The sequence below is a fragment of the Erwinia sp. GW821-FHT03D09 genome (assembly GCF_059420805.1).
Genome location: NZ_JBWKUK010000011.1, coordinates 69,240 through 96,152 on the forward strand (window position 1 = coordinate 69,240; position 26,913 = coordinate 96,152).

29 protein-coding genes, 1 tRNA gene and 1 pseudogene are annotated in these 26,913 nt (G+C 50.2%); 10 read left to right on the forward strand and 21 right to left on the reverse strand.

The features are described from left to right. Positions 1-19 precede the first annotated feature (19 nt). The 5 genes from AC07U6_RS12845 to AC07U6_RS12865 form a co-directional block, all read right to left on the reverse strand. Entirely contained in the window at positions 20-460 is a 441-nt protein-coding gene (locus AC07U6_RS12845) for a 6,7-dimethyl-8-ribityllumazine synthase (protein WP_494762420.1), read from the reverse strand. A 260-nt stretch (positions 461-720) separates the two neighbouring features. Beyond that, positions 721-1,743, reverse strand: coding sequence for an ABC transporter permease (locus tag AC07U6_RS12850; RefSeq protein ID WP_494764473.1), 1,023 nt, complete (start codon positions 1,741-1,743; stop codon positions 721-723). Positions 1,744-1,772: 29 nt separating this feature from the next. Then, on the reverse strand, positions 1,773-3,257 hold the full coding sequence (locus AC07U6_RS12855; protein ID WP_494762419.1) for a sugar ABC transporter ATP-binding protein: 1,485 nt from the start codon (positions 3,255-3,257) through the stop codon (positions 1,773-1,775). 33 nt (positions 3,258-3,290) lie between these two features. Beyond that, complete coding sequence (locus AC07U6_RS12860) at positions 3,291-4,214, reverse strand: sugar ABC transporter substrate-binding protein (RefSeq protein WP_494762418.1); 924 nt, start codon at positions 4,212-4,214, stop codon at positions 3,291-3,293. 997 nt (positions 4,215-5,211) lie between these two features. Then, positions 5,212-5,361: a hypothetical protein gene (locus AC07U6_RS12865; protein ID WP_494764803.1), complete on the reverse strand. Its 150-nt coding sequence runs from the start codon at positions 5,359-5,361 to the stop codon at positions 5,212-5,214. Positions 5,362-5,382: 21 nt separating this feature from the next. Here AC07U6_RS12865 and AC07U6_RS12870 point away from each other — a divergent pair, with 21 nt between their 5' ends. From AC07U6_RS12870 to AC07U6_RS12880, 3 genes are all read left to right on the forward strand, one after another. Beyond that, positions 5,383-5,610: a hypothetical protein gene (locus tag AC07U6_RS12870; RefSeq protein ID WP_494762416.1), complete on the forward strand. Its 228-nt coding sequence runs from the start codon at positions 5,383-5,385 to the stop codon at positions 5,608-5,610. Positions 5,611-5,612: 2 nt separating this feature from the next. Further along, positions 5,613-6,218: an NAD(P)/FAD-dependent oxidoreductase gene (locus tag AC07U6_RS12875; protein WP_494764807.1), complete on the forward strand. Its 606-nt coding sequence runs from the start codon at positions 5,613-5,615 to the stop codon at positions 6,216-6,218. 166 nt (positions 6,219-6,384) lie between these two features. Continuing rightward, positions 6,385-6,460 (forward strand) — tRNA-Asn (locus AC07U6_RS12880). A 258-nt stretch (positions 6,461-6,718) separates the two neighbouring features. Here AC07U6_RS12880 and AC07U6_RS12885 read toward each other — a convergent pair. The 8 genes from AC07U6_RS12885 to AC07U6_RS12920 all read right to left on the reverse strand — a co-directional run bounded on the left by AC07U6_RS12885 (position 6,719) and on the right by AC07U6_RS12920 (position 13,975). After that, on the reverse strand, positions 6,719-6,880 hold the full coding sequence (locus tag AC07U6_RS12885; RefSeq protein ID WP_494762415.1) for a hypothetical protein: 162 nt from the start codon (positions 6,878-6,880) through the stop codon (positions 6,719-6,721). A 210-nt stretch (positions 6,881-7,090) separates the two neighbouring features. Further along, a complete protein-coding gene (locus AC07U6_RS12890; protein WP_494762414.1) occupies positions 7,091-7,843 on the reverse strand; it encodes a PoNi-like cognate immunity protein in 753 nt (250 codons plus the stop codon). Between the two features lie 636 nt (positions 7,844-8,479). After that, positions 8,480-8,827: a DUF2185 domain-containing protein gene (locus tag AC07U6_RS12895; RefSeq protein ID WP_494762413.1), complete on the reverse strand. Its 348-nt coding sequence runs from the start codon at positions 8,825-8,827 to the stop codon at positions 8,480-8,482. Beyond that, positions 8,814-9,356 (reverse strand): ankyrin repeat domain-containing protein, encoded by a 543-nt coding sequence (locus AC07U6_RS12900; protein ID WP_494762412.1) that lies wholly within the window; start codon positions 9,354-9,356, stop codon positions 8,814-8,816. Before AC07U6_RS12900 ends, AC07U6_RS12895 begins: the two co-directional genes overlap by 14 nt. A gap of 12 nt (positions 9,357-9,368) precedes the next feature. Continuing rightward, positions 9,369-10,382, reverse strand: coding sequence for an HNH/ENDO VII family nuclease (locus AC07U6_RS12905; protein ID WP_494762411.1), 1,014 nt, complete (start codon positions 10,380-10,382; stop codon positions 9,369-9,371). A 15-nt stretch (positions 10,383-10,397) separates the two neighbouring features. Continuing rightward, entirely contained in the window at positions 10,398-10,754 is a 357-nt protein-coding gene (locus AC07U6_RS12910; protein ID WP_494762410.1) for a PAAR-like domain-containing protein, read from the reverse strand. Between the two features lie 20 nt (positions 10,755-10,774). Then, complete coding sequence (locus AC07U6_RS12915) at positions 10,775-11,983, reverse strand: DUF2169 family type VI secretion system accessory protein (RefSeq protein ID WP_494762409.1); 1,209 nt, start codon at positions 11,981-11,983, stop codon at positions 10,775-10,777. Positions 11,984-11,995: 12 nt separating this feature from the next. After that, a complete protein-coding gene (locus AC07U6_RS12920) occupies positions 11,996-13,975 on the reverse strand; it encodes a type VI secretion system Vgr family protein (RefSeq protein WP_494762408.1) in 1,980 nt (659 codons plus the stop codon). Between the two features lie 616 nt (positions 13,976-14,591). Here AC07U6_RS12920 and AC07U6_RS12925 point away from each other — a divergent pair. After that, positions 14,592-15,131: a DUF2058 domain-containing protein gene (locus tag AC07U6_RS12925; RefSeq protein WP_494762407.1), complete on the forward strand. Its 540-nt coding sequence runs from the start codon at positions 14,592-14,594 to the stop codon at positions 15,129-15,131. Between the two features lie 76 nt (positions 15,132-15,207). Here the strand turns inward: AC07U6_RS12925 and AC07U6_RS12930 are convergent, their stop codons facing one another. Continuing rightward, the gene (locus tag AC07U6_RS12930; RefSeq protein WP_494762406.1) at positions 15,208-15,906 is read right to left on the reverse strand and encodes an RluA family pseudouridine synthase; all 699 of its coding nucleotides are present in this window, start codon (positions 15,904-15,906) and stop codon (positions 15,208-15,210) included. Positions 15,907-16,140: 234 nt separating this feature from the next. On the opposite strand from AC07U6_RS12930, the gene AC07U6_RS12935 reads away from it, so the two are divergent. Together AC07U6_RS12935 and AC07U6_RS12940 are read left to right on the forward strand one after the other, a co-directional pair. Continuing rightward, on the forward strand, positions 16,141-16,623 hold the full coding sequence (locus tag AC07U6_RS12935; protein ID WP_494762405.1) for a cold-shock protein: 483 nt from the start codon (positions 16,141-16,143) through the stop codon (positions 16,621-16,623). A gap of 112 nt (positions 16,624-16,735) precedes the next feature. Further along, positions 16,736-16,981, forward strand: coding sequence for a DUF2543 family protein (locus AC07U6_RS12940; RefSeq protein ID WP_494762404.1), 246 nt, complete (start codon positions 16,736-16,738; stop codon positions 16,979-16,981). Here AC07U6_RS12940 and AC07U6_RS12945 read toward each other — a convergent pair. After that, entirely contained in the window at positions 16,963-17,199 is a 237-nt protein-coding gene (locus AC07U6_RS12945) for a c-type cytochrome (RefSeq protein WP_494762403.1), read from the reverse strand. The two genes, AC07U6_RS12940 and AC07U6_RS12945, sit on opposite strands and share 19 nt — an antisense overlap. Next, positions 17,174-17,395, reverse strand: a complete 222-nt coding sequence (locus AC07U6_RS12950; protein ID WP_494762402.1) for a hypothetical protein — start codon at positions 17,393-17,395, stop codon at positions 17,174-17,176. Before AC07U6_RS12950 ends, AC07U6_RS12945 begins: the two co-directional genes overlap by 26 nt. 29 nt (positions 17,396-17,424) lie before the next feature. Between AC07U6_RS12950 and AC07U6_RS12955 the strand changes: the two genes are divergently transcribed. Next, positions 17,425-18,414 carry a cytosine permease gene (locus AC07U6_RS12955; RefSeq protein WP_494762401.1) on the forward strand — a complete coding sequence of 330 codons (990 nt, stop codon included), beginning with the start codon at positions 17,425-17,427 and terminating at the stop codon, positions 18,412-18,414. Between the two features lie 502 nt (positions 18,415-18,916). On the opposite strand, the gene katG is transcribed toward AC07U6_RS12955, so the two are convergent. The 3 genes from katG to AC07U6_RS12970 form a co-directional block, all read right to left on the reverse strand. Then, entirely contained in the window at positions 18,917-21,124 is a 2,208-nt protein-coding gene (katG, locus tag AC07U6_RS12960; protein WP_494762400.1) for a catalase/peroxidase HPI, read from the reverse strand. A gap of 249 nt (positions 21,125-21,373) precedes the next feature. Continuing rightward, positions 21,374-22,645: a 4-aminobutyrate--2-oxoglutarate transaminase gene (locus AC07U6_RS12965; protein ID WP_494764471.1), complete on the reverse strand. Its 1,272-nt coding sequence runs from the start codon at positions 22,643-22,645 to the stop codon at positions 21,374-21,376. Positions 22,646-22,773: 128 nt separating this feature from the next. Then, complete coding sequence (locus tag AC07U6_RS12970) at positions 22,774-23,010, reverse strand: MipA/OmpV family protein (protein ID WP_494764808.1); 237 nt, start codon at positions 23,008-23,010, stop codon at positions 22,774-22,776. Between AC07U6_RS12970 and AC07U6_RS12975 the strand changes: the two are divergent. Next, a pseudogene (locus tag AC07U6_RS12975) lies at positions 22,967-23,362 on the forward strand (oxidoreductase); the annotation flags it as partial. The gene AC07U6_RS12970 and the pseudogene AC07U6_RS12975 sit on opposite strands and share 44 nt — an antisense overlap. 114 nt (positions 23,363-23,476) lie before the next feature. On the opposite strand, the gene AC07U6_RS12980 reads toward AC07U6_RS12975, so the two are convergent. Further along, complete coding sequence (locus tag AC07U6_RS12980) at positions 23,477-23,638, reverse strand: type I toxin-antitoxin system Hok family toxin (protein ID WP_494762399.1); 162 nt, start codon at positions 23,636-23,638, stop codon at positions 23,477-23,479. A 492-nt stretch (positions 23,639-24,130) separates the two neighbouring features. Between AC07U6_RS12980 and aztC the strand changes: the two genes are divergently transcribed. Next, positions 24,131-25,072 carry a zinc ABC transporter substrate-binding protein AztC gene (aztC, locus tag AC07U6_RS12985; RefSeq protein WP_494762398.1) on the forward strand — a complete coding sequence of 314 codons (942 nt, stop codon included), beginning with the start codon at positions 24,131-24,133 and terminating at the stop codon, positions 25,070-25,072. A 44-nt stretch (positions 25,073-25,116) separates the two neighbouring features. After that, positions 25,117-26,370 carry a zinc metallochaperone AztD gene (gene aztD / locus AC07U6_RS12990; RefSeq protein ID WP_494762397.1) on the forward strand — a complete coding sequence of 418 codons (1,254 nt, stop codon included), beginning with the start codon at positions 25,117-25,119 and terminating at the stop codon, positions 26,368-26,370. A 165-nt stretch (positions 26,371-26,535) separates the two neighbouring features. Here aztD and AC07U6_RS12995 read toward each other — a convergent pair whose 3' ends face one another. Beyond that, positions 26,536-26,904, reverse strand: a complete 369-nt coding sequence (locus tag AC07U6_RS12995; protein WP_494764804.1) for a hypothetical protein — start codon at positions 26,902-26,904, stop codon at positions 26,536-26,538. Positions 26,905-26,913: the final 9 nt, after the last annotated feature.

Genomic DNA, 26,913 nt, shown 5'->3' on the forward strand with positions numbered 1-26,913 from the left:
AGGCATCCGCAGATGAAAATTATTCAATCACCAGGCTATTAATGGCCAGAACGGCCTGCGCCGCTTCCGCGCCTTTTTTCACAAAGTGCTTATCGTAGAACTGCACGATTTCGTCAACCGGCTGGAAATTATGTGGGGTCAGCGAAACGGAGAATACCGGAACTTCGGTGGCCAGCTGCACGTTCATCAGGCCATCAACCACCGCCTGAGCAACGAAATCGTGTCGGTAGATGCCGCCGTCAACCACCAGCGCGGCGCAGACGATCGCATCGTATTTACCGGTTTTCGCCAGCTTCTGCGCGACTAACGGCATTTCAAATGCGCCGGGAACATCGAACACGTTAATCACGGCGTCAACGTTGTCTTCCTGAGCGATGCGCTGACGGAAACCCTCTAATGCCTTGCTCACAATCTCTGTATGCCAGTTGGCTTTCACAAAGGCGATATTAATTTTTTTCACTGTAACTCCAAGAACGCGATGAAATGTATCAATCTTTAACGGGGAATTTTACTGGAAAGTAAGATTATTTTCACTTGGTATAACAAGTTGAAAATACGAAATCCAGACGTCAAAAAAAAGCCGCTTCCCGTCGTTGCGCAGCATTTTATAACTCCCCTGCTAATCATTAACCGTGTTGTGGCACAGCACAAAAACAAAAAACCGGGGGATCGTTTGACCGATCCCCCGGCTTAAGGGCTAACGAAGTTGCGCTGGAGCGATTAGCGCTTCTTACGGTTGCGGTACATATCGATAGATACTGCCGCCACGATAATCATCCCTTTGATGATGTCCTGCACATAGGCATCCACACCAACGAAGGTGAAACCACTCTTAATCAGACCCAGGATTACTGCACCAATCAGCGTACCGGTGATGCGACCCACGCCGCCCATCAGGCTGCTGCCGCCGATAACGGCTGCGGCAATCGCATCCAGCTCGTAGGACATGCCCATGCTTGACTGACCGCTGCTGACGCGCGCCGCCAGTACCACTCCTGCCAGACCGGAGAGGCCACCGGCGATGGTGTAAACGATAATCAGGTACTTGTTAACGTTGATACCGGACACCTTCGCCGACACCATGTTGCCGCCGATAGCATAAACATATTTGCCATAGCGAGTATGCTTCAGAGCGATATGGAAGATGACCGCAACCACCAGGAAGATAATCACCGGCATGGCGCCCTGACCGATAGCGGTGAAGCCGTCAGACAGGAAGCTGATTGGGTTACCCTGGGTGTAGTACTGCGCCAGACCGCGAGCAGAAACCATCACCCCCAGCGTGGCGATAAACGGAGGAATACCGGTTTTAGTAATCAGCACGCCGTTCAGAATACCGCACAGCAGACCGACCCCGATCCCCGCACCGATGGGGATTACCGCAGGCATATCCACCAGCGACGGGAACATCGGCGACAGACTGTCTGAGGTTTGCGCCAGACTGGCGGCAACCACCGCCGTTAAGGCAATCACCGAGCCGGACGAGAGGTCAATACCCGTAGTAATAATGACCTGAGTTACCCCGACGGCAATAATACCGATAATCGCCACCTGTAAAACAATCAACACCAGGCGGTTAGGGTTCATCAGGAATGACTGGTCGCGAACATACCAACCAAAGGCTTCGAAAATCAGCGCGATACCGATCATTACCACGAAAATACCGGTATCTTTCGGCATCTTGCTTTTCAGATTACTGAAGAATGAGGTTGCTTCAGTTGACTGTTGCGTTGTCATTTTCATATCACTCATATTTTATTTACCTTACGCCCTTACTCGGACGCCAACGACAAAATGGTTTCCTGGTCAGCATCTTCTTTATTGAGGATGCCGGTAATACGACCGCCGTGCATCACCATGACCCGGTCGCTCATGCCCAGAATTTCCGGTAGTTCGGAAGAAACCATGATGATGGCAACGCCACGGCTCGCCAGTTCGCTGATCAGACGGTATATCTCCGCCTTCGCACCGACGTCGATACCACGGGTAGGTTCGTCAAGGATTAGAATTTTGGGCTGGGCCAGCAGCCAGCGTGCAATAAGCACCTTCTGCTGATTACCGCCACTCAAGTTATTGATGATTTGGTCCATTGTCGGCGTTTTGATATTCAGCTTACGGATCTGCTCGAGGCAGTCCTTCGCCATGTCGCCATGATTAACAAAGCCCGCTTTGGCGCTGTAGTTAGTCATTTTGACGATGCTCATGTTCTCCAGCACGGACAGCACCAGGAACAGGCCGGACTTTTTACGGTCCTCAGTCAGGAATGCCAGCCCTTTATCGATCGCCGATGCGGGGGATTCGATGGTGGTTGGCACGCCGTCAATCAGAATTTCACCACTGTCGATGGAGGTCATGCCGAACAGGCTTTCCATCACTTCGCTGCGTCCAGCCCCCACCAGCCCCGCGACTCCGAGGATCTCGCCACGGCGCACGTTAAAGCTGACATCGTGGAATACGCCGTTACGCGTCAGATTGCGCACGGTCAGGACATCTTCACCGATGTTGGCATCAAATTTCGGGAACAGTTGAGTGAGTTCACGCCCTACCATTTGTGTAATCAGCGACTGACGCGAGTAGCTTGACGTGGCGTTGCTGGCCACCCAGGTGCCGTCACGGAAGACGCTGACTTCATCGGTAATGGCGAAGATCTCATCCATTTTGTGGCTGATATAGATGATGGCTTTACCCTGCTCGCGCAGGTCGCGGATGATAGCGAACAGATGCGACACTTCGGTTTCCGTCAGTGCCGACGTCGGTTCGTCCATAATCACGATGTCCGAGTTCCAGGACACCGCTTTGGCGATTTCAACCATCTGCTGGGAGGCAATGCTCAGATCGCCAACCATCTGGTCAGGCCGCAGACGGATATTCAGTTTAACCAGCAGGTCTTTGGTCAAACGATTGAGTTTTCCGTGGTCAACGAAGCCGAGTTTCATCGGCTCGCGGCCCAACCAGATATTTTCGGCGACCGTCATATGCGGTACCAAATTAAGCTCCTGGTGGATCATGGAAATTCCCGAACGCAGTGCATCCAGCGTATCGGTAAACTGCACAGGCTCCCCTTTAATGCGGATTTGTCCCTCATCGGGACGGTAAATCCCGATGAGGCACTTCATCAAAGTGGATTTGCCCGCGCCATTCTCACCCATCAGAGCATGCACCGTTCCGGGTTTGACGCGCAGCGATACGTTGCTTAACGCCTTAACTCCCGGGAAAAACTTGCTGATGCCTTCGGCTTCAAGCGCATATGCGGACATTTAACACCTCCGTACAACTGTTATCGGCAACGGTTATTTCAGGTTTTTGCTGGTAAATTCTTCATAGTTTTCCTTGGTGATCAGCTGATAAGGGATCATCACGTTCTGCTCAACTTTTTCACCTTTTGCCAGCTTAACGGCGGCCTGTACGGAACCTTCACCCTGTCCTTTTCCGTCCTGGAACACGGTGGCAACCATCTTGCCGTTCTTGATCATTTGCAGCGCATCCGGTGTCCCATCCACGCCCGCGATCACAATTTTGTTCGGGTTTTTACCCAGTGCCTGCAGGGCACCGATAGCCATTTCGTCGTTGTTGGAAGCGATAGCCTGAATATCATCGCCCGCCGTCATCCAGTTACTGACCACGTCCACCGCATCGTTACGCATGAATTTCGCCGTCTGCTCCTGAACCACTTTCAGGCCCGGGTACTTAGCCACCACGGTTTTCACGCCTTTGGTACGGTCACGCGTCGCTTCGTTGGCCAGGTCACCCATCAGAATCGCCACGTTACCTTTGTAGTTCATCTGTTTTGCCAGCGCTTCCATCTGCAGGCGGCCCGCCAGCTCGGAATCCGATCCGACATAGGCCATTTTGTCTGTCATTTCAGTGGCGGGTTTACGGTTAACGAACACCAGCGGAATGCCGGCTTTGGTGGTGAGGTCTACGATCGGTTTCACTGCGTTGGTATCAACCGGGTTAACAATGATGGCGTCAACGCCCTGGCCAATAAAGTTTTGCACCTGTTGCAACTGCTGGGCTACGTCGCCTTTGGCATCCTCGATATGCCCGTCAACGTTTTCTTTCTTCATTTCCTTGCTGATGGAATTGCGAACAATAGTCAGGAAGTTGTCATCAAACAGTGCCATAGAAACACCAACCTGGACTTCTTTGGCGAAACTGGTGACAGGTAACATACATACTAACAGTGACGCTAAAATTGTTTTTTTCACGTTCATGGCGGGGCCCTTATTATCGTTAGCATGCGCAGGCTGGCTGAGACGTCGAATGAAAAATTTCTTTTACATTCCTTCAACGTGACCGACGACTTTAGTAAAATGTAGAGGGTTACTATTTCGTATAAGACTATTTTCTTATTTAGCACTTCATCGGTATAACTAACTACAAAACAAAAAGTTAAATTCAAACCACTGTTTTACTTCTTCCATCCCCTGCCTACGTTGCCGCAGAGCAGTTTTTTTGTTTCATATTAAAGTTAATTGAAACTTTCACTAATAAAGCACCGAAACGCGTGTTTTAAAATCGGCAAATAACAAAAATTTGACACACCTCTAACATCGCTGGTGGAAACGCTGGAAAGTGAGATCTGGCGCAAGAGATTTGAGACTGACGGCAATTGCTTTTTCGTTACCCGAGCAAAGTCACAACCGGGCTGAGAGGCAGTAAATGAAATGCCTGGGGGTAGATAGGGCTTTTCGCTGCGGTGATGTGGGTCGTGTCCCGGTATTGAGCGGCTACCGGGCAGTCCTCGCGCCGCTTCGCGGTGCCACCCTCTTCTTTCTTACTCGCTGCTTTTAAAGCAGTTCAGATGATAAAGCGCAAGCACCGCAGTTGAAGAAACCGAGCCACTATCATCTCCGTTGCTAACTACTTTAAATAACGGTTCAAATGAAACTCAGCAGTCGAGTAAACAGCGGGCCCTTTATCAGGCAACTCCGATGATGTAAACCCAGACGGGTGAATCTCACGCAGGAGCATCCACAGCGCTGAACGGAGAGAGGAAGCCAGGATTCGCCTGCATGGACGCAGCCGCGCAGGACGCGCGTCTGTGCCGGTCCTGCAGGCTGACGAACGCAGTGAGCGCGAAGCGGCGCGAGGACCCGCCCCCCCGTCTGCGCAGCCACCCGTTTCCAGCAAACAACGCCAAACAAATGCAAACGCAGCCGCAGAATAAACTGCGGCGGCGCAAGTACTAACGGGTTAGCAGATTAACAATCAGCGACTCAGTGAAGCCGCCTTCTCCAACATCATCCCTTTGGTTTCCGTCGCCAGCCAGATGGATGCCAGCAGGCCAACAACCGATACCGCCGCAGCTGCATACATCGTATGGCCGATACCCAGCGTAGCCAGTGAGTAAGGCACCAACCCTATGGCCGCGAAACGCAGATGATAGACGAGCGCGATCTGCCGGATCACATCGGCATTTCATACTATAAGAAGGCGCTGTTTATTCCCGGTACGGTGCTGGTGCAGCCTTCGGCACTAGTGAAAGGCCTGGCGGACAGTCTGCCATCTAACGTCACGCTGTATGAGAACACGCCGATTACCTCAATCGACTACGGCGATAAAGTTACTCTGATCACGATAACGGCAGCATTACGGCTGATAAGCTGATCCTGACGAACAATGCGTTTGCCTCCGATTTTGGTTTCCTGAAGCGCACGCTGCTGCCAACGTTTCTTTATGGCAGCCTGACGCGCCCGCTGAATGAAGAAGAGCAGGCGCGGCTGGGCGGCAAGCCGGTATGGGGCGTGATCCCAGCCCATCCGTTCGGCAGTACGATTCGCCGTACCGTTGACCACCGTATTCTGGTGCGTAACAGCTTCAGCTTTAACCCGAACGGGCGTCCGCGTGAGCATCTGCTGAAACGCTATATTGAGAATCACCGTCGCTCATTTGAACGGCGCTTCCCGATGCTTTCCGGAGTGAATCTCGAATATTCCTGGAGCGGTGCGATCTGTCTGTCGGAAAACCATGAGGGCTTCTTCGGCCAGCTGGCGCCCAATGTTTACGGCGCGCTGTGCTGTAACGGTCTGGGGATCACCCGCGGAACGGCAACCGGTAAGCTGCTGGCAGATATGATCGTCGGTGAGCGCAACGAGCTGATTGATTTCCTGCTGGCGTCGCCTGGAGCGAATAAGACACCGCCGGAGCCATTCCTGTCGATTGGGGTGAACTCGGTGTTTAAGTGGGGTCAGTTCCGGGCTGGCCTGGAAGTGTAGCCCGCGGAAGCAGTGATATTGCGGAGTGGAGTTTTGGGCTATTTTATCGCCAGGATGGCGGTAATGACCGCATATTGCTGCATCCTTCAGCAAACGATAGCATTTAAAGTAAAAGGGTTTTGACATCTACCCGAGGGGGCATTAGTATTCGCCCCGTTCACACGATTCCTCTGTAGTTCAGTCGGTAGAACGGCGGACTGTTAATCCGTATGTCACTGGTTCGAGTCCAGTCAGAGGAGCCAATTTAGAGAAACCAGATGTCTACTGACATCTGGTTTCTTGCTTTTTATCAATTGGTTCTACCTTCTCTAGATTAATTCTCGTTCGCTAAGAATTATACGAAGCAACAGCAGAGCTATAACTAACAACTGCAGCGGGCTTTATTGAATAAATCGGATTTAGACAAAAACGCAAAAAAATTTAACTTTCATTTCTTCCAGAGATATATTGTCGTGAAATTTTTTCCAATTATCATATACCGCTTATAAATCACTCCCAATTTATAGCAAGTGTTCCACCAGTGCTGCCAGTGCTGCCAGTGCTGCCAGTGCTGCCAGTGCTGCCAGTGCTGCCAGTTCAATTTCCACAATAGAGTTGACATCACAAATAACAAAACCACCAGAGTTATTAATGCATTTATCATTATCTAAAAAACAAACCATTATCTATTTTTATCTGACTTCCTCCCTCAGTCCTGTTTTACCATCCCATTTTTGTTATAATTTCTATAAACAATACCAGCACCAGATTCTTTATAAATTCCGTTATTATTCTTGCAAAAAAAACCCCACCCGACCAATGAAATTATTAAAATTAAATATAAAAAGGCTTGCTATAACATATTTAAACAAGCCCTCCATAGAATGGATATATTACTTCCTAACAATTAAATCCTTTGGGTAATAAACATTATCTCTAAAACTACTGTCGTCAATATTTAGTAAATTAACAACTAAAGCGGCCTCGAAGCACCAATATCCAAAATAAGCACCTTCCGCTGCTTTATCGTTGCTATGCCATGCTATCGGACGCATTCTTTTATACCAGCCATCAATAAACTCTTTCATTAGAATAGATCGCTGCTCAACTCCAGCATCTATAACAGCCAAGAGTGGCGTGTATACTTTAGGGAAAACTAATTTCTCGCTTACATTTTTACTAGATTTAACATCACCAAGTAATATAGCAACTCTATCAAATAATAGATCCTGCCCTCTATAATCAAAAACTTCCAACGCACGAGTTATATCAATTGAAGATCCACCAGTTGCGACAATAAAACTTAGAATTGCGAAGGTGTTATAATAATTATAAAGATCAAGCTTACTATACATATTCACTACACTTGGACATTCCGCTTTAATTTCCTCCAGTTTTTCCATCATCAATTTACGCATATCCAATGCTTGTTGTGTACTATCCAGCAAAGACTCTAAACTATCACCACGCCCATAACGTTGAATGAGAAGATGTACTGCATTATCAAACAATTCACTCACATGTAATGCCTGCCCCTCAGGGCGAGGGTAAACCTTTTCCTTTCCTTGATCAATCAAACTTTGTTTGAAATCAATTCCTTTTGAAAAATAATACTCATCCCGAAGAATATCTCTCACTTTCATCATATAAAAAAACTTCTCACATTCTATTTAAAAAACTCATCAATCAGTCAATGCAAATTAAAAATAATTCATCATGGCACTTTCCCTGCATTACCAAGAATTACATTTCCATTAGCATCTATTTTACTAATCTTGGTCGTGCCATCAGGCTTAACATGTACCACTCACTTCTAAAATACACCATCATTAAAAGTGACCATTTCAGTGCACTACGGAGTTTATTTTTCGCTCTAGGTTCTTTATTTTTTCTCAGACTCAGTATTACCCCGTTTTTTATCAACCACTTTTTCCGCATCCGTGGCCTCATCAAATCCCCTGGCAATCCCACCGAGTTTACTTGCTCACCCTGCGAGTAAAAATATGCTGCCGACTCGCAATAAAATCACCATACTCCTGAGCTATTTACCCATTTTTTATGCCTTTCCAGAAGTGTTACACTATTTCAATTATATTTTCCCCTTAGCTTCACAAATCCCCCCCACTAAACACCAGAAATTATTCTTCTTTCATTTCTGAATGATGTGGGAGGATTCAATTTACTCGCATCGTTTTTATTACTTAAACTGACTTTAGATAAGAAAGATTAACAACTGCTCAGTTACATATTATATACCCCCTCTAAAATCTCAAAAAACAAAATCATTTAGATAACTTTAAAATATTAAAAATATCAGTTTCTTTATCAAGCTGTAAATCATAAAACCCAACATGAACACCGCTTTCATATAACCAGCATAAATCTGTTCCATAGGGTGCATTAAAAATCTCTAAAATTACAGGCGATATATTAACCATAGAGGTAGCATTTATAATTTTAAAGTTTTTGGGGTCCGCTACATAATCGTCCTCATCATCAATAGAATAAATAGTCCAACCATTCAATTCCTGAAGATTTGACTTTTCCCTAAATGTATAACGAATAGCTTTTCCGCTGATAACATTGTTAGAAACAACAAACCCGCCGTAATCATCATTATTTATCTTCACTCTCATACTCCTTAACAATATCAATAAAATCATTTCTCCATGAATACTCTTTTGCGTAGTCTAAGCATGACTTTCCAAATTTATCTTTATGATTATAGTCAGCACCACTACTAATAAGTAGCTTGTACATATCCTTATTATCCTGAGTAGATAACTTATTGATTGATATGGCATATTTTAAAGGGATTGCAAGATATAAATCCTGAGCATTTAGATTAATACCGTGGTCAATAAGTAATCTTGTTATCTCCATCTCATACTGAATAGTTGGACGAAGCACACAAAAATAAAAAATATGCAATGCATTCCTTTTTTCATTTCTCGTTATGTAATCGATATCAATCCCTTCCTTTAACAGATATTTAATAATCTTGATTTTTTCATCTGGATTTTTATTATTAGAAACAGCCATACATAATAAATTAATATCCAAAACATTATCATTTTGATTTACATCCCCATTATAATGGTGAAGGAAATCTTGAAAAGTCCCATCTCTGACCGCATCAAAAACATCTACTATTGTCATTTTATCACCTATCTATTCGTATTTATGACTTCTATTACTGGATGGAAATTCAATTCTAAAATTATCAGGATTAGACTGGAATTCTTTCAATTCATCAAGTGAAATTTCTCGATTTTTATACTTCTCAAACATTTTTTGATAAGAATTATTTTTCGTGTGACCAAAATCTACATTTCCTTTTCTTGTCTGACCAGGTTTCCAATCAAGTATATCGCCAGTATTCGGATCACGTAACACTCCATCTGGACCTACTTGTGCATCATAAACAGCTTGCTCAAACTCAAGTTTTTCTTTACCTGTCGGCCCTGGTCTGCCATTGGGCTTCCCGTTTTTAATATATGGCCCATCTTCAAGAGGAACCAGCTTTGGCCCAACTTTCGCTCCAGCTTCTTTTGCTGTTTTTTCCGCCGCTTCTTCAGCAACTTCTTTTGCTACTTTCTCTCCAACCTTAGTACTATCCAGTGCCTTATCAACCACTTTTGCCGCATCCGTTGCCTCATCAACTACCTTAGCAACCTCACCGACTTTACCTGCTTTACTAAATTTACTTACCCACCCTGCGGGTAAAAACAAGCTGCCAACTGTTGCAATAAGATCACCACCTTCCTGAGCCTTGTTGCTCATATCAAGACGATAGTCGTTAAAGTTCACTTCACTGGCATGAGTTCTAAGAGCTTCTGCCATCTCTGACTGTGCTTTGGACTGCTCTCCCATACCAAATACAGACATCATTGCCGCATTCTGTTCCATTTCTGCGGCTGACTGATAAATACTTCCCTGAGCCATTAACGTTCCAATATCGGGCACCATATTCCAGAACCCTTTTACCGCTCCTTTTGTGGCCTCCCAGGGGTGTTGTACTGCTTCAGCTATATTATCTCCCTGCTCCACAAACCAGTCACCAACTGAACGCCAGAATCCTTTTTCTTCTTTCGTCTCTGGCTTTACGGGAGGATTCGCCTCACTCGCTTTGGTTTTTGCAGGAGCAGCCTGCCCTACTATTTTTCCCACGGTATTGCCTGTCATATGCAGATCCCGTTGTTATTGCCCATTCATCCAGAAATCATCTTCATGACGCAGAATAAAATGTTTACCCGCTCTGACTGATTTACTGTGCGATTTGGGATAGCACCTTCCCCCCACGGTATTACTTTTAATACCAGTACCAACGCCAGGCTGATCGCCGATTGTCATCGGTACGAAACTTTGGTTATAAACGATGACGGGATGTCCGTTGGCGCGTACAGAAGCAATCTCTTTTTCGCTTGTACTCATTTGTGCAATGACAGGATAAGGGACCGGAACGAATACTGGACCAACAGGCGTTTTACATATATCAGGCACGATGCTGACTACCAGCCAGCCATTTTGTTTTCTGGCAATCAAATTATCAGCCATAATTTTTCCTTAAATAAAAATCAGATAAGAGGGAGTAATTTTCGCGCCAGATGCTCTGGTGTTGTTTCGTATCTGGCTTCAAGTACCCGAACAGATAAGTCACTATCCAGAACAATTCGCCAGGTAATCGTTAATTGTTTTTCCTCTGTGTTTAAAATGAGCGTATCGGCCATCATTCTTTGCGGGATTAATTTACCATCAGTCATACGAAGTAAAACCAGGGCTTCGTGATTGGCTAAGTTAACGGTTACTGTTCCCGATGGATAAAATCCGCTTAAAATAAATCGACTACCTGGTGGTAAAAATGCTATCTGCTGATCTTGCGGAGCTGCATTCCAGTAAGCAAAGTTAAAGTCTTCTGGTAAATAAGGGTGTCGCTGCTCCAGCCATTGTTGATCATAAGTACCAGCTTTAGCTAAGCGAGGTTGCCAACTTCTGCTTATAATTCCAAATCCTGCCGGTTGATAAACCCGATCAGAAAGCTCTGATTTGCCTTCAATCAGATTTGTAAAAGCTTCTGCGCTGAAAGGTGAATCAGAGAATTCTATCCGGGGAGCAGTTATAGTCTCTGCTTGTAATGCGGTTAGATACCATGATTCGGTATAGCCACATCCCAGCGGATTATAAGGACAGACTGTATGAGCCAGCGGAGGATGAATGTTATCTGGATGGTTATGACGGGCCTCCTCAGATAACAGATAATTTTTAGGAATGGCAGCGAATTCGTCATTATTTTCATTAATCCGACATTCACCACCAAAAGCAAAACGCCAGTCAATCGGTAAGGAGGTAAAAGGTTGTGGCGAAGTCAACTCCCATCTTTTTTTGCCTTTATTCCTGAGTTGACGCTCTCCTGTGATAATAACCTCTTTGTTCAGGAGAATATTATTCTCTGGTGAAACAAGGGTAACAGATACTGGCAATCTTGTTAGTGGATTATCATCTGGAACATTAGCGGTGCCATTAATTATAATATCGCAGTTAGGTTTAAAGGGGGATAAATCACTCTCTTGCAAAACTATTGATTGATTCATCTCATCCCGAAATTCATCCTGAATACACATTGGTGACATTTTTTCACCATCAATAATTTCAGCCTGAAAATGATTTTCTCCCGTTTCAGTGAACTGATAAGTGGTTTTCATCACAGCAACAATATGTTCATGATTATTTTTATCTAACATGACATAATTCAGTGCAGGAAAAGGTGTTAAATTTCTGAACTCCATTTCAAACTGTCCTTAGTTCAGGTCAATATCCTGTCCGTTAATCTGAACCGGTCCGCTGGCGTCGAATAAAAATGCCGTTCCCTTGAGGGTAACTTTTCCTGACTTATCCATTCGTAAACTACTTCCCCCACACTTCAACTCAATTACGTCCCCTGCGCTAAAAGAAAGGGTTTTTCCTACCTTCACGGATTTATGTATACCCACCTGTTCCGTCTGACTGAGAGTGACAGTAGTATTCATGGCTGCGCCAACAGTAGTTTGATAAGCCGCTCCGATGGTCAGTGTTTTGGCTGCTCCTATGGTTTCTGCTTTGGCAACTAACACCGTTTCTACCTGGTTTTGTTTCACTGTTAACATCTGGTTTCCCCCTACGGTTTCCTGCTGATTCTGATGGACCGTCTGGATCTGGTCTTTTTCAACCGTAATATTTTGTAGCCCTTTGACCGATTCCGTATGGTCGTTAAGTACCGTGGTGGTTCTGTCATTGAGTACTTTAGTATTCATATCCTTCTGCGCATGGATAAACACTTCTTCTCTGTCTTTCTCATCTTCAAAGCGCAGTTCGTTGAACCCGTTCCCTTTATGGGTTTTTGAACGAATGCTCATCTGGGTTTTGCTGCCCGGCAGTTCTCCCTGCGGCAGGTTACTGGCATGGTAGGTTCGGCCAATAATGATGGGCTGGTCAGGATCTCCGTTGAGAAATTCAATGATGACTTCATGACCCACCCGGGGAATCGATAAGCTGCCCCATTTCTGGCCCGCCCACGGCTGGGATACCCGTATCCAGCAGGAGCTGGTGTCATCGGTTTTGCCTGACAGGTCCCATAAAAAGCGTACCCGGACACGTCCATATTCATCGCAGTAAATTTCTTCACCCGGTGGTCCGGTAACGATGGCTATCTGCGCCCCATCAATGCGTGGCTTATCAGTAACCGAGGGGCGCCAGGTCTGGCGCCTGGCGATGAAGGCGAATTCGCAGGTGACGGTAGTACCCTGTTCTCCGCTTTCTTCTTCCAGCGCCTGCGGTTGCTTGCCCGTATGTTTGACAGCCGTAATTTGCCAGCAGGCATTCATGTCGTCGCGGGGATGGCCTGTCAGGGTAACGTTGCTTCCCGGCTGAAGCGCCGCGCAGTTGGATTGCCCACTTCCACAGTGGGCATCATTGCGCAGTGCCTCCACCCGCCAGCGGGAAAAATCCTTTCCCGTTTCGTCTTTATAGCGTCCCGGATAGTCGTAGTGCAGATAGGACTGGCGCTGGTGCTGCATATCCCGTGCATATCCACTAAATTCTGCATTCCACGGCGGGTTTTTGAAGGTGTAGTCTTTGAGCAGAACCTGGGATGGCCGCAGGCTTTCACGACGACGTAAGGCGGTGATATAGGGTTCATTTGCTGGCGCAGGGTGGTAGGGGAGTTCCGGGCCTGTATTTTGCGCCGCGCTGTCATCGGCAAATACCAGCGTGTGTTTACTGTTTTCATGCTCAAAGAAGTAGAAGACGCCCTCTTCAGCGCACAGTCGCTGAATAAAGGCGAAGTCCGTTTCCTGATACTGAACGCAAAACTCACGAGCTGAATGTTTGTAGCGCAGTAAGAAGGCATAGTCATGAACGCCGTGTTCCCGTAACAGGGTTTCAAGAATGGTTTGCAGGTTTTGTTGCTGAAAGATGCGTGAGTTTTGTACCAGACTGGCACGCCAGAGAGTTGGACGTACCGAAAGTACATAGCGAGTCCGACGAAAACCGGTATCGCCCTGCTCCATTGAAACAGCGATACCATTCACTACGCGCTGAATTTGTTCGTCGCGCCATACCACCAGCGTTACGTTGCCGTCCAGCACTTCCCCAAAAGCAACGGCAGGTTTGCTACTGGCCAGCTCCAGCTCCAGCGAGAACAAGTCAGAATACTGTTCATCTAACGTAAAACCCACCACGACAAACGTATCCGCTGGCAGCCCAGCCACATTCAGTGTAAAACGTAATCCCGTTCTTGCCATGCCAGCATCATCCATAATTTGTTCAATCTACAAAGGCAGATCAGACTAAAAAGACTCTATGACGTTCATTATATAAGTGATTTTAACAAGGAAAACAATAATGGATATTCTTAAGTATATGTATTTAGCAAAACTGCTATAGTTATATTAGTTATAATGATTGCAAGAAAGGAAGTTACTCTTAGTTAAGCCACAAGTTATAGCATATTAAACCATTAAATACGCATCAATTTAAAAATAAATAATAGATTGTTATATAAGGTTTTTTAAAAAAACCTCATAGCAATAAATTATTTTCAGAAACATGATTGTGATCAAAGATGATACCTGTGGCAATCATGTAAACCCATCCTAATCAACGATAAGAGTATTAATAAGAGTAAGAGGTAATTTAAAAGAAGACGAAGGGTAATAGTGGTTATTGCTGCATAGTGACACCTATCCCTGTTTACATTAAATAGTATTTTTTAACGCTTTCACTGACGATAATAATCGCGCCACAAGACATCTCATCAAATTTACGACCGCAGATGGCTGGCGATGTATCAACCCCTGGCACAGCCATAAAAAAACCAGGTATAATCCCCGACATCATTTAACGGATTCAGAAGCAAAGATGTCAAAACTCACCTTACAAGAGCAGATGCTCAAAGCTGGCTTAGTGAGCAGCAAAAAGATGGAAAAAGTGCAACGAACGGCGAAAAAATCGCGGGTGCAGGCGCGTGAAGCCAGGGAAGCCGTGGAAGAAAATAAGAAGGCGCAGATTGAGCGCGACAGGCAGCTAAGCGAACAGCAGAAGCAGGCCACGCTATCAAAAGAGTATAAGGCGCAGGTGAAACAGCTGATTGAGATGAACCGTATCACCGTCTCAAAAGGCGATATCGGCTTTAACTTCACCGATGGCACGCTGATTAAGAAAATCTTTGTCGATAAAACGACTCAGGCCCAGCTGATTAACGGCCGTCTGGCCATTGCTCGCCTGGGCGTGGATAACGTGGGTGAAAACACCTACGCGATTATCCCGGCCGTCGTTGCCGATAAAATCGCCCAGCGCGATGCCAGCAGCATTGTGTTAAACAGCGCGCTGAGCCAGGAAGAGCAGGATGAAGACGATCCGTACGCCGATTTTAAAGTGCCGGACGATCTGATGTGGTAATCCCGCGTGATGCGGTTCGAAGAATGCGCTGACTTCCGGGGCGGCGCGGTGTCAGATCGCCGTAGCATCAGCACGATTAAAACGGCGTTTCACAGCGAGCTTCAATGCGCTCTCCGCTGACCGGATGGGTAAAATGCAGTTCGCTGGCGTGCAGCATCAGCCGCGTAGCCCGGTCGGCCCCAGGCAATACCCGTCCGCCGTAAAGATCGCAGCCCAGAATCGGATGCCCCAGCTGCTGGCAGTGGATACGCAGCTGATGCGTGCGTCCGGTTTCAGGCGTCAGCTCAACCCGCGTCAACGGCAGTGATGTTCCGTCTGGCAGCTGACGTTCAAAGCGCTCAACTACCCGATAGCGGGAGCGTGCAGGTTTTCCTTTGATGGCGCATATCGACATTAAAGGGAACAGTGCAGGATCTTTGGCAATCGGCGCATCAATCAGCCCTTCATCAGCGACCACATATCCACAGAGCAGAGCGCGGTATATCTTGCTCACCGATCGCTGACTGAACTGCTGGCAAAGTGCGGCATTGACGACCTTATTGCGGGCAACCACCATCAGCCCGGAAGTACCAAAATCCAGACGGTGCACCAGCGTACAGCCGGGGAAAAGGTTAACCAGCCGGTGGTGAACTGAATCAAGGTTCTGCGGATTTTTCCCCGACAGACTCAGCAGCCCGCTGGGTTTATCGATCAGCACCAGATGTTGATCCTGATAGAGCGTTTCGATGCTGTCATGGCAAGGTGGAGCAATAAAGGTGTCGATAATCTCGGACATCAGTTCACCCGGAGCGAAAGTGGCTGCGGATAATAACCCATTTTAAGCCCGGGAACGAATTTGCGACGGGTTTACTGGCCGGTCCCTGTTCTGTCTGGTTAACACCCTGCCCCTTCGGCCTGGCACAGCTGAAATTTATCATCCAGACTGATAGCAAAGGCGTGGTCTGCGCGGGGATTGTGTTTTACACTGCGCGCTGCAAAAACTGAGTAGATAAACGATTAAGTAGGCAAAATGGCGATGAACGGAACGATCACAACCTGGTTTAAAGACAAAGGCTTTGGATTTATCAAAGATGAAAACGGCGACAACCGTTATTTTCATGTGATCAAGGTCACCAACCCGGACCTGATAAAGAAAGACGCGGCGGTCACCTTCGAACCAACCACAAATAACAAGGGCTTGTCCGCCTTCAACGTCAAAGTCGCTCCAGAGAGCAAATACATCTTTATTGCCGGTGAACGAATTAAGCTCACCTCGATCAAATCCTGGCTGGTTTACAGCGAAGAAGTGCCCGCCGACACCCGCATTGATAAAGAGCATGTGGTGCTGTCCGTGGGTGCGCTGATGAGCAGCATTAAACCTAAAGCTGCCGTGAATCCTGATGAAGTGCGTTCAATGAAAAAACTGGCGATCAACACCTTCCAGGGGACGACATTAATCTTCTCGGAAGATGAGATAGACGTGGATGCCACGGTGAAAATGCTGAAGGTCTGAAATCGATCGCACCGACTGACTGGTAAAAAACAGAATACCTGGATAACGATGTTCACCGGGGCCAGACAATGCACACCACCGCTGGCCCCGGTGCCAATACCCGGAGCAAACAATGAGCAATAACATTCCTCTGAAATACTATGACATGGCCGAAGAATATGCGGAGGAAACCGCGCTGCCGGTGAACGAGGCAGAGCTGGATTCGCTGGCACATTACTTCCAGCTGCTGCTCACCCGCCTGGCGAACAATGAAGAAATCAGCGAAGAAGCACAGGGAGAAATGGCCGCTGAAGCCGGTATTAAGGCGGAGCGGATTGACGACATCGCCAACTTCCTTAATCAGTGGGGCAACGAGTAACTCACTGAACCGCAGGCCGCCCTGCCATCAGCAAAAGCGGCCTGCTCATTGTTCTGCATTTGTCCTCTACTGCCCTTTTCAGGTTTCGGCAGGTTTTTACGACCCTCTTTAACCTGTTTCGCGCTCACTGCCGACGCATTATTACCCCAGCCGCTGCGCATAAAGCTCAGCAGATTCGACATCTGCTGGTCATCAAGACGCCAGGCAAAACCCGGCATCGTCAGACCGGTTATCGCCCTTCACCGCCCCGCCGGTGGTATGCGTTGACGAATAACGGCGCGCGTCGTAATGCGCATCCATTTCCATAAAGCCCGTTTCATAACGATCGGGATTAATCTTGCGGACGATGCCCTCGGCTTTGCCGCCGACATAGTGCGTCATTTTCAGCTCGTTCGCCTGCCAGTCGAAGGTCATCCGCAGCAGCGGCTGGCCGTGCAGATCTTATGAAGGTGGAAAAATACATCGCCTGGCTGACCGGCTTTATGAGCATTATCTTTATTTTCCTGATCCTGCCGCATATTCACTGGGATCGTCTGGGCGAAAGCGCCCATCAGGGCAACCTGCTGACCTGGATCGGCGGCGCGGTGATGACAATGACCATGGTCGGGCTGGGCTTCCTGAACTACGGCGGCGATTTTGCCCGCTATCTGCCGAAGAAAACCCCGGCTTCGAAGGTGATTTTCTGGACTACCGCCGGCATCTCATTCCCGGTCAGCATCCTGCTAATCCAGGGAACCCTTCTGGCCGACAGCAACCCGGACCTCAGTGCAGCGGCGGCACAGGCACCGATATCCTCGCTGACCGACCTGCTGCCGATGTGGTTCTACCTGCCCTTCTCCATGGTGATTATTATTTCCCTGCTGTCGGCGGCGATTACCGGCATCTACAGCTCCGGTCTGGCGCTGCTGGCGCCTGGCCTGCCGGTCAGCCGCGCGGCGACCACCGTGCTCAATGCATTAATCATCGGCTTCGGCGCGTTCTACCTGATGTTTATCTCCGACTCCTTCCTGTCAACCTTCCAGTCCTTCCTGGCATCGATATCGGTGGTGATCGGTTCCGCCGGCGCCATTCAGCTGATTGATTTTGTGCGGCAGAAGCGCGCGGGCTGGGACATCAGCATGGCCAACAAACCCGAATCAGGCGGCAGAAGCGGACGCTGGACGGCGCAGCTGGCGTTGTGCGTCGCCACGCTGGTCGGCCTGGGAACGATTACCTCCAGCGATCCTTATATCGCCCATATCGTCGGATTTTTACTGACCGATGAAGCCCGCCACAGCGTATTTGCTTCGGCGAATATTGGCGTGATTGTGTCGATGGTGACCGGTGGCGGGATCTATGCGCTGCTGACTTTTGTGCTGAAGATTGAATCGGTTTCGGCGTCTGACATTCAGAGCGGAAAGCTTAAGGCGAGCCATCCGCAGAAAGCAGCATAAGCGAAACGACAGGCACTGCCCCTGTCCCGGTCCAGCCATGGGTCAATGTGCTTACTCTCACCATGCCAGATAGCATTGAATTCGCCGTTGCGGGGGTTTAAGGAGAGTTCTTCATCTTCTACAACCAGCTTAAGCCATTCCTCGCTGGTTATCGGATTATCAGTACCTTCAATCCAGGAGTCTGCCCTGGTAATTTACATTTCTCAACCCATGACGACATCCCGCTTATTTTCGTTTAACTGGCGAGTCACTATATCTTATTTCGGCTGGATGTAATTGGTAACGTCTATTATCGAGTCAGAACTGGCAGTGTATGATACGCCACGTGGCGTGGGGCGGTTATTGGCATAATGGCGCAAAAAAAATCATACCTGTTCAAACAAAAAGCCCGCCGCGATTCAAACCGCGAAGCCGGACGTTAAGCTTATAACGTTCAGCCTTCGCCGCGAAAACCGGGCGGGCGTATATTCTCCACGGCGGATATCACCGGGGAAAAAGTCTGTCAGAGTTCAAAGCGGTCCAGATTCATCACCCGGGTCCAGGCGGCAACGAAATCCTTCACAAACTTCTCTTTCGCATCCTCACTGGCGTAAACCTCCGCCAAAGCGCGCAGCACGGCGTTGGAGCCAAACACCAGATCCGCGCGAGTGGCAGTATATTTCACCTCTCCGCTCTGACGATCTCGCCCTTCAAACCGCTCGGCGCTGGCATCTGTCGCTTTCCATTCGGTGCGCATATCCAGCAGATTAACGAAGAAGTCAGGGGTCAGCTCCCCCAGCCGGTCGGTGAATACCCCGTGCTGGCTGCCGTCGTAGTTGGCACCCAGCACACGCAGCCCGCCCACCAGCACCGTCAGTTCCGGTGCGGTCAGCGTCAGCTGCTGGGCTTTATCGATCAGCAGGTTTTCGGTCGAGCCGCCACCGTGCCCGCGGTAGTTGCGGAAACCATCGGCCAGCGGCTTCAGCCAGGCGAACGATTCGACATCGGTCTGATCCTGGCGCGCATCCACGCGGCCCGGGGTAAACGGCACCTCGATGTCTACTCCGGCCGACTTCGCCGCCAGCTCCACGCCCACCGCGCCGGCCAGCACAATCACATCCGCCAGCGAGGCCTTCTGCACCGACTGTTGAATGCCTTCCAGCTTCGGCAGCACGCGGGCGGCCACGGTATTCACCTCCCACTCACGCTGCGGCAGCAGTGCCAGCCGTGCCCCGTTGGCGCCGCCACGCTTATCGCCGCCACGGAAGGTGGAGGCCGAAGCCCACGCTACCGAGACCAGCTCGCTGACCGCCAGACCGGAGGATTTGATTTTCTCTTTCAGTAACGCAATATCGCTGACCGTTGGGTGATAAACCGGCTGCGGCAGCGGGTCCTGCCAGATTAAATCTTCTTTCGGCACTTCCGGTCCGATGTAGCGCGCTTTTGGCCCCATATCGCGGTGAGTCAGCTTGTACCAGGCGCGGGCGAAGGCTTCATTAAACGCCTGCGGGTCGTTCAGGAAGCGGCGAGAAATTTTCTCGAATTCCGGGTCGAAGCGCAGCGTCAGGTCGGTCACCAGCATGGTCGGTTTATGTTTCTTCGCGCTATCGAAGGCATCCGGGATCACATCTCCCGCATTGCTGGCTTCAAACTGAATCGCGCCTGCCGGGCTGCGGGTCTGCACCCACTCGTATTTGAACAGATTTTCGAAGAAATAGTTGCTCCACTGGGTTGGCGTCTGCGACCAGGTCACTTCCAGACCGGAGGTGATGGCATGCGCACCGGACCCGCTGCCGTAGCTGTTGGCCCAGCCCAGGCCCTGGGCTTCAATCGGCGAAGCTTCCGGATCGGTCCCGACGTGGCTGGCCGGTGCCGCCCCATGGGTTTTCCCCAGCGTGTGGCCGCCGGCAATCAGCGCAACGATCTCTTCATCATTCATGCCCATATTGCCGAAGGTGGCGCGAATGGCGGGAGCCGCCGAAGCCGGATCGCCGCTGTGTTCCGGGCCTTCCGGGTTGACGTAGATCAGCCCCATTTCGGTCGCACCCAGCGGCGACTGCGCCAGTGCTTCAGGATGACGGTGTTCAAGCCATTTTTTTTCATCCCCCCAGTTCACATCCAGATCCGGCTCCCAGACGTCCTCACGCCCGGCACCGAAGCCGAAGGTGCGGAAGCCGGAGTTTTCCAGCGCCACGTTACCGGCAAGAATATAGAGGTCGGCCCAGGAGATTTTCTGACCGTATTTCTGCTTCACAGGCCACAGCAGACGGCGCGCCTTATCCAGGCTGACGTTATCGGGCCAGGAGTTGAGCGGCGCAAAGCGCTGCTGACCGCGTCCGGAACCGCCGCGGCCATCAACCGAACGGTAGGTTCCCGCGCTGTGCCAAGCCATACGAATAAACAGCCCGATATAGCTGCCCCAGTCGGCGGGCCACCAGGACTGTGAATCGGTCAGCAGCGCTTTCAGATCGCCTTTCAGCGCGGAATAGTCGAGTTTGGCGAACTCTTTGCGGTAATCAAAAGATTCATCGAGTGGATTAGATCGGGAGGAGTGCTGGTTTAACAGGTCAACGCGCAGCTGGTTAGGCCACCAGTCACGATTACCCGTGCCGCCGCCGGAGGCTTGATTCGGTTTCCCCGCATGGAAAGGGCATTTACCGGCCGGGGCTTCTCTGTCTGCTTCAACAATCGGCTTTGCATCGTTTGCTTCTTGATCGGTCGAATTGCTCATTGCTCTACTCCTGTTGTTATTCTCTGGCTACTCTATACGTGGGTTTGAGCGGGTCACATTTGAAACACCCTATATATTTAATAGCCTTTTCCTTACTTTATGAGAGGAGTAATGAAAACCGTAAAAAAATCAGAAAATTGGCGGACAACAATTCGCATAATTTGGCTTTTTAGCGCTGAACCTGCTTTTTACGGCCCAACAAGGCAAAAGGCCTGCATTATGCAGGCCATTACTCGGAAAAACAGGCGATCAGATGGCTTTCAGCGCATCGCTCAGGATCGTCAGTGCTCTTTTGAACTGGGCATCAGGAATAGTAAGCGGGTAGAGAAAGCGGATCACGTTGCCGTAAGTGCCGCAGGAGAGCAGCAGCAGACCGTTTTCCAGCGCTTTCTGCTGCACCAGGCGGGTTAGCTCCGGCGACGGTCTGCCGGTGGCCGGATCGTTTAGCTCAACGGCAACCATCGATCCCAGCGCGCGAACATCCGCAATCGCCGCGCATTCCGTTTTCAGGCTGTTCAGCACCCCGGCCAGTTCGCTGCCGAGGCGGCGGGCGCGTTCACAAAGTTGCTCGCCGTCGATGATATCCAGTACCGCATGTGCGGCGGCGAGCGCCAGCGGATTCCCCGCGTAGGTACCGCCCAGCCCACCCGGTGCAGGTGCATCCATCACCTCGGACTTACCGGCCACCGCCGACAGCGGCAGACCACCCGCCAGGCTTTTCGCCATCGTCAGCAAATCGACTTCCACATCCGGATAATGCTCCATTGCAAACAGGTTGCCGGTACGGGCAAACCCGGCCTGTACCTCATCGGCAATCATCAGAATACCGTGCCGATCGCACAGCTCGCGCAGCGCCTGCATAAAATCGGCCGGGGCAATATTAAAACCGCCTTCTCCCTGGACCGGCTCCAGAATAATCGCCGCCACCTGCTTCGGGTCGATATCGGTTTTAAACAGCGTTTCCAGGCTGGCAAGGGCATCTTCCGTGGACACCCCGTGCAGCGCGTTGGGGTAACGGGCGTGGAAGACCTGGCCGGGGAACGGCCCGAAGCCGAGCTTGTAGGGGGCCACTTTACCGGTCAGCGCCAGGGTCATAAAGGTACGACCGTGGAACGCGCCCCCAAAGGCAATCACCCCGGGACGCCCGGTATACGCGCGGGCAATTTTCACCGCGTTTTCCACCGCTTCTGCGCCCGTTGAAAAAAATGCCGTTTTGCACGGCCCGGCAATCGGCACGCGCTGGTTGATTTTCTCAGCCAGCGAGACGTAGCTTTCATAGGGGACAATCTGATAGGCGGTATGGATGAACTGCGACAGCTGACGGGTAACGGCCTCGATAATTTTTGCATGACGATGCCCGGTATTCAGCACCGCAATCCCGGCGGCAAAATCGATATATTCGCGGCCTGCCACATCCCACAGCGTGGCATTCTCCGCCCGCCCGGCAAAGAAATCGCACATCACCCCGATACCACGGGGCGTGGCCTGCTGACGGCGTTGATTCAGTTCTGCGTTAGTCATCATATCCCTCACTTGAAGCCGGCAACCGGCGGATACCGCACGTTGAACGAACAGGTATGAATGATTATATAGCCCTGAACTGGCACTTTAGACGAGAGCCCGTTCCGATTTTTTAACAGGAACTATTACTATCGCTTCCAGTCCTTCATTCTGAACGAATAAAGCAACCCGACTGAAAAATCGGTGGAATGGTCTTTAAAAATGATACTGCTCTCCCGGACATTTTTACCGGGTTTCGTATAGCTGACGTCAGCATAGCTCCACCAGTTCTCATTGAAAATATGTGTCCATGTCAGGCGGGTATTGCCCTGTTGAGCATTCTGGGTGGAGGGCGGCTGGGATGTACAGCAGTCGATTGCTTTCAGCCGCGAACTGGAAGCGCTGAACTGTGACTATCTGCATATTTCCAGCGGCGGGCTGTCCACCGCCCAGGCGATTACCGTGCGGGATGGCTATCAGCTGCCGTTCGCGCGCGACATCCGTCAGCAGGTCACTATTCCGGTGATTGGCGTGGGGCTGATCACCGATCCGCATCAGGCCGAAGCGGCGCTGACCGATGGCGATGGCGATCTGATCGCGCTGGGGCGCGGTATTCTCTATAACCCGCGCTGGCCGTGGCATGCCGCCGCCGCGCTTAAAGGCCAGGTCAGCGTGCCGCCGCAATATCTGCGTTCGGAACCGCACGGGGTAAAGGGAACGTTTAAAAGCGGCTCGTGAAAAAAAGGACAGGGTTATCAGCGTTAACCGATAACCCCGTGAGCAGCGCTTTCGGATATCGTCACAACCTGCATGAACCCCGTTAGCGGGGGAGTCATTCCCCCGCACGGGTCGCTACTTACCGGATTCGTAAGCCATGAATAATGCAGCAACCTCCCGATCTGCCTCCTTCCAGCGCAATTCGCAGAGCGTTTCGCGTGTCAGCCAGGTAAATATTAACAGTGTGATGCAGGTAATTAGCAAACATACGATAATAACAGCGGGTGGCAATCTCATAGCCGTACTCCTTGTCTTTCGACGGGTAAGAGGCTACATTCACGTTGTTGGGACGATCGGTAGGCCTCGTTGGTGATTGAAATATTACCTTCGGGGCTTTCTGCTTTTTGTCTCCATCGCATTCGCATGAGACCAGACAAAAAGCCTCAAGCACCGTGGTGAAGCATGCTGTGATTTAAGACAGGAGTTTATTAGTAAATTATTGTATTTTCTGGTTAATTTTTTCCCGCATGAGCTGATAGCCCCTTGATTAATTGGCTACCAATTGATTACTGAAACCTGTCTTTTTTACCCCTATTTCATCTTTGACACTTCTCAAAATCCACACTCGTCACTGCCTCGCCAGAAAGCGGCCATTCACTCACCTCCCTCACCCAAAACTCGACATTAATAATCATTTGCATCGTTAATTGTTATGTTATAACGTTTAATAATGTAAGTTTTTGTATGCCTTTATGGCTTTCCGCCAGGGATAACGATCAGGAGAGTGATATGACAAAAAAAACCGGCCGACCCGCGTTATCCGTGGTGATGGCATTAATGCTGCCACTGTTTTCCACTATGCCGGCGAATGCCAAAATCAATGTGATTGCCAGCTTCTCGATTATTGGTGATATGGCACACAACATTGGTAAAGACCGGATTACGCTGCGCACGATTGTGGGAGCCAACAGCGATGCGCACGTCTATGAACCTTCCCCGGCTGACGCTATCGCGATGGCAAAAGCCGATGTGATCCTGATTAACGGCCTGAAGCTGGAAGGCTTTATGACGCGACTGATCCGCTCCAGCGAGAGCACCGCGCCGGTCATTGAAACCACGAAAGATGCCGCTATCCTGCGCGACCCGGCAGGCGGACACTATCACTTTAACAACGGTAAGGCAGTGTTCCATGCCGCCCCGTTCGATCCGCACGCCTGGCAGTCCGTCACCAATGCGAAAATTTACGTGAAGAATATTACCGAGGCGTTCTGCGCGGCGGATAAGGATAACTGCACGTTTTATCAGCAAAACGCCGGTATCTATACGGAAAAACTTACCGTGCTGGATGGCAAAATCACCGCCGCGATCCAGCAGGTCCCGCCGGAGAAGCGCACCGTGGTTGTAGGGCATCATGCCTTCCGCTATTTCGAAGAAGCTTACGGCATCCATTTCCTTTCGCCGCAGGGCGTTTCCACGGAGTCTGAAGCCTCGGCGGCGGACGTGGCCAGAATGTTAAGGGAGATCAAAACCCGCCACGCTTCCGCCATCTTTGCTGAGAACATTTCTAATCCGCGGCTGATACAGCAGATCGCCAGCGAAGCCGGGTTGCGCGTTGCCGGTACGCTTTATTCCGATGCGCTGTCCGCCGCCGATGGCCCTGCCGCCACCTATCTCGCCATGATGGAACATAACGCCACAACGCTTGTGGCCGCCGCCATCGGGCAACGCTAACCCTCGAATTCCTCTGGGCAAAGATTTTATAAATGGAGATAAGCATGAAAAAACGCACTTTATCGGCGGCGATTTCCGCGCTGCTATTGGGCTTCGCTGCGGCTTCCGCACAGGCTGAAGACGACGTTAATGCCTGGCGGCTGTTCGTGGCCGATCACGATAAGCCGGTCATTAACGTGATTGATGCGCTTGACGGCGACAAGCTGGCAACGTTTAACGTCAAAGGCCCGGCAAGCCTTTCACGCACCGAGAGCGGCGCGGTGGTATATGCGATTCAGGGCAACGCCAACGTGGTATCAACGATTTCTTCCGGCATTGCCTTCCACGATCACGGCGATCATGCGGATATCGATATCGACGATGCGAAGCTGCTGAAGGTTGAGCTGGACGGCAAAAAGCCCGGCCACTTTGTGGAGCGCCAGGGCAAGGTTGCGCAGTGGTTTGACGGTGAAAGCAGTGCGCAGCTGCTCACCGAGCATGCGCTGCTGGCGGGTAAAAATGATGCGGCCAAAGTGAGCGTGGTTGCGGCGCATCACGGCGTCGCGGTGCCGTACGACGGCTATGCGGTGGTTTCTATTCCAAACCCCGAAGATGCCACTAAGCAACCTGTCGGTGCACGTGTCGTTGATCTTAAAGGGAATAAAGTCGGTGAGGATGTCGCCTGCCCGGGGCTGCACGGTTCTGCCGGCTCGGGCAATATCTATGCCCTTTCCTGCGCTACCGGCCTGCTTCTCATCACGCAAAATGACGATGCGCCGGTGATTAAGCATCTGCCTTACGCCACATCACTGCCGGAGGGCAGCACCACCACACTGATTGGCGGCAAAGGTATGCAGTACTTTATCGGCAACTACGGCCCGGACCGCCTGGTGCTGATTGACCCGACCGAAGCGGAGAGCTTCCGGCTGATCCAACTGCCGACTCGCCGCGTGCATTTTGCGGTTGATCCACTACGGCCGAAATTCGCCTACGTCTTTACCGAAGACGGCAAGCTAAATCAGATTGATGTGCTGAAGGGGCAGATGACCAGGTCGGTAAAAGTGACCGAACCCTACTCGATGGACGGCCGCTGGGACGATCCGCGCCCGCGCATTGCCGTGGCGGACAGCAAGATCTTCGTGACCGATCCGCTGAAGAGCAAAATCCACGTATTGGACGCAGTCGCGTTTAAAGAAACCGGCGAGATCGCGGTAGAAGGACAGCCGTTTAACATCGTGGCGGTGGGTGGTTCGGGAAAAGTTCACGGCGGCGGGCACGCTCACGATGAACACGATCACAACCATGAGCACGCGCATTAACAGGTAAAACTCCGCCGCCGGAGCAGGACCCGGCGGCGGTGGTTAACGGATAAAGCAGCAATCAATGGCCTGAACCCGCGGTTAACATGCTGAATAGTGAACTTTCGGCAAATTCGACAGGCGCGGACGTTTTGTTTCAGCAGCGTTTTCTGCCCTGACTGCGGTTTATGCCCGGCTGCGCAGTTGAGTGCAGAACGGGCAGCTGCAACCCGCAACCGGAACGGCGGTGCAGGTGGCAAAGGCGCTGGCCTGGCCTCGCACTCCATGCGGGTTATAGAAGTTGCCGATGAGCGCATTCTTAGCGGTTTTTAGCTGCTCCTGCGACGGAGCGGAAATTTGAGTCTCTTTGGCCTGAAAGGCCAGGGCCTGGGCCGAGGCCATCGTCAGAGAGAACGCAATAATTTTACTGATTTTCATCTGAACCTCTAATAAGCATTCCGGGCGCTGTCGGGCTGTCTTAACGACTGCGGGCATTGGGTGAAACGGTTTTGGTTCAAAAACTGAATCTCGATCTGAATGGTTATAAAATAACATAACATCCGC